The organism is Limnofasciculus baicalensis BBK-W-15 (assembly GCF_024178385.1).
In the GTDB taxonomy this organism is placed as follows: domain Bacteria; phylum Cyanobacteriota; class Cyanobacteriia; order Cyanobacteriales; family Coleofasciculaceae; genus Limnofasciculus; species Limnofasciculus baicalensis.
This window is the reverse complement of sequence record NZ_JAMZMM010000602.1, coordinates 1-2,383: the sequence shown is the minus strand read 5'-3', so window position 1 is coordinate 2,383 and position 2,383 is coordinate 1. Positions and strand designations below refer to the sequence as shown.

Genomic DNA, 2,383 nt, shown 5'->3' with positions numbered 1-2,383 from the left:
CCAGACCTGGTATGCCGAGATATACTCTCAAGTTCTTCAGGATGTAGTTAAGCGGCGATAAATATAAAAAATAGAGCGCTGGGGCATCGCGTTCTTAAAGCCAAACGCCTCCTAAGCAATAGCCGGATTGGTTTGGAAGCCTACACCATACCTGTACTCAGGTTGGTGTAGGAGATGTCACTACATAACAGAAACATCGCCAGGAATGAAAACCCAAACACCAATGGGTTAAGTGCCCTCTCTGTCTCAATTACCAGAAACAAAGTAACAAAATGTAATAATTTCACAGACCATGACAAATGACAAGCGATCGCAGAAAATAAATAATAGATGAATAGATGTTTAGGAAACAACAGATGTCAACAACCGCAGAAGTTACAACAACTGAACAGTTAAGCCATGAAGAGCTAGCAGAGCTAATTGGCGAATTCGAGCAATATCGGGAACGTCTGGTTAATGAAACCATGACAACGGCACAAAAGGCTAAACTGCCCAAAGCCAAAGTAATGGCGCAACTGGAGCCTGAGCTTGCTAGAATTGACGCTGCACTTCACCAACTTCGGGAACAGCAAAGTACTCTGAGTGCAAGTAACTAGTATTTTATCGCATTAATCTTGATAGGTTGATTTTGTTCGTAGTAAGTGCTTCAGCGCTGAAGCGCTTACTACAAACAAAAATCAATTCAATATTCAACCTTATTTCTGTAATATGCTCCAATCCGAAACTCAATCCGAGAGTACTCCCATTCAGCTATCCCAATCAGAGACAGATGCCCTACTTGAAGCAGTTAAAGAACAAATATCGCTAGATACCTTCGATAGCAATAATCAACAGCTTCTCAAACTGATGGTTGAAAGCCTAGGCGATACGCGGGGAATGGTGAGGTTGGGTTTTGCCCAAAGACTAGGAGAAATCGGGAAACCCGCTACCCCTTTCTTGCTAGATGCTTTGGCAAATCATACCAACGTAGTAGTGCGGCGGGCTGCTGCCAAAACCCTGACTCTGATTGGCGATCCCATTGCCGTACCAAATCTAGTCTATTCCCTTTTACATGATGAAGATACAGTCGTCAAAGGCTCCTCAATAGGAGCGCTGGCGAGGATGGGCGAGGCATCCGTACCCCCATTACTGGAAATCTTAGCATCACCAGATTATCCAGAAAGTACCAAAGGTCATGCAGCCTGGGCATTAGCATTTATTGGTGCAGAGGCAAAAGATTATCTATATCAAGAAATAGGCTCAGATTCACCTGAAGTGCGTGCGGCTGTGGTAGGTGCGATCGCAAAAATTGCCCAAGAAAACCCTGAAGAGAAAGCATTTAATGTTTTAGTTAATGCCCTGACTGATTCATCGGCAAACGTGCGATGCGAAGCAGCAGCAGTATTGGGTAATTTAACCTATAAACCAGCAATTCCCCATCTAATTGAGCTATTACATCACACCGATTGGGAAAGCCGAAAATCAGCAGCCTTAGCCTTGATGAAAATAGGAGATTCCATCGCACTACAACCCCTAAATACTGCATTAAATCAGGAATCTGAAGGGGGAGTACAAACAGTGATTAAGTTAGCGATTTCTCAGATAGAAAGGAAGTCAGGAGAGGATGACTGGGAATAGAGTCAAAAGTCAAAAGTCAAAAGGGGAATGAGTTAAAACTCTTTCCCCACTCCCCACTCCCCACTCCCCACTCCCTACTCCTTTCTTTGGTAATTGCTCACTAAATCTAAACGAGATAAAGCACTTACTGCCGTCTCTCGCACATAAGTATCGACAGAATCATCATTAGTTAATTTTGTCAATACCTCTAAAGCGCGATCGTCTCCCAAAGAAGCAAGAGTATTTGCGATCGTAACCTGCACTGCAATATTATCTGTAGTTTCCAGGGCTTCGAGCAAAATATCAAAAGCCGGAGAGCCGATTTCACCCAACGCCATTACCGCTGCAATATGCACCACGGGATTAGCATCATTAATCGCTGCTTTTAATCCCTGTAACCCTGCTTCCGGAAAGGGATCTTCTGGATAGTTGATGGCGATTTGTGCCAGCGCCTTCGCACAACTGCCCCTAACTGTAACATTATCGCTATTGAGCATAGATTCCACTAAGGGTGGCACAGGATCGAAGCCCATCAAACCTAACGCCTTAACTGCTGCCCTACGATAGGTTGTATTTTCATCATCCAAAATACTCATCAGCGTGGGGATAGTGTTTTCATCCCGGGAGTCGGCAATTTCCAACATAGCGCGATCGCGCATGTGAGGATTTGGATGTTTTAATTGTTCAAATAGAGAATCTGTCATAAGTTTGTTGTTGGTTGTTTGTTGTTAGTTGTTGGTTGTTTGTTATTAGTTATTAGTCATTCCCCACTCCCCACTCCCTACTC

At 43.9% G+C, this 2,383-nt stretch carries 3 protein-coding genes; 2 read left to right on the top strand and 1 reads right to left on the bottom strand.

Annotation, left to right across the window (positions count from 1 at the left end; translation table 11 throughout):
* Positions 1-356: 356 nt before the first annotated feature.
* Both NJ959_RS28620 and NJ959_RS28615 read left to right on the top strand, forming a co-directional pair.
* Positions 357-596 (top strand): DUF8630 family protein, encoded by a 240-nt coding sequence (locus NJ959_RS28620; protein ID WP_254015158.1) that lies wholly within the window; start codon positions 357-359, stop codon positions 594-596.
* 112 nt (positions 597-708) lie between these two features.
* A complete protein-coding gene (locus NJ959_RS28615; RefSeq protein WP_254015157.1) occupies positions 709-1,617 on the top strand; it encodes a HEAT repeat domain-containing protein in 909 nt (302 codons plus the stop codon).
* A gap of 74 nt (positions 1,618-1,691) precedes the next feature.
* Here the strand turns inward: NJ959_RS28615 and NJ959_RS28610 are convergent, their stop codons facing one another.
* On the bottom strand, positions 1,692-2,300 hold the full coding sequence (locus tag NJ959_RS28610; protein ID WP_254015156.1) for a HEAT repeat domain-containing protein: 609 nt from the start codon (positions 2,298-2,300) through the stop codon (positions 1,692-1,694).
* Positions 2,301-2,383 lie beyond the last annotated feature (83 nt).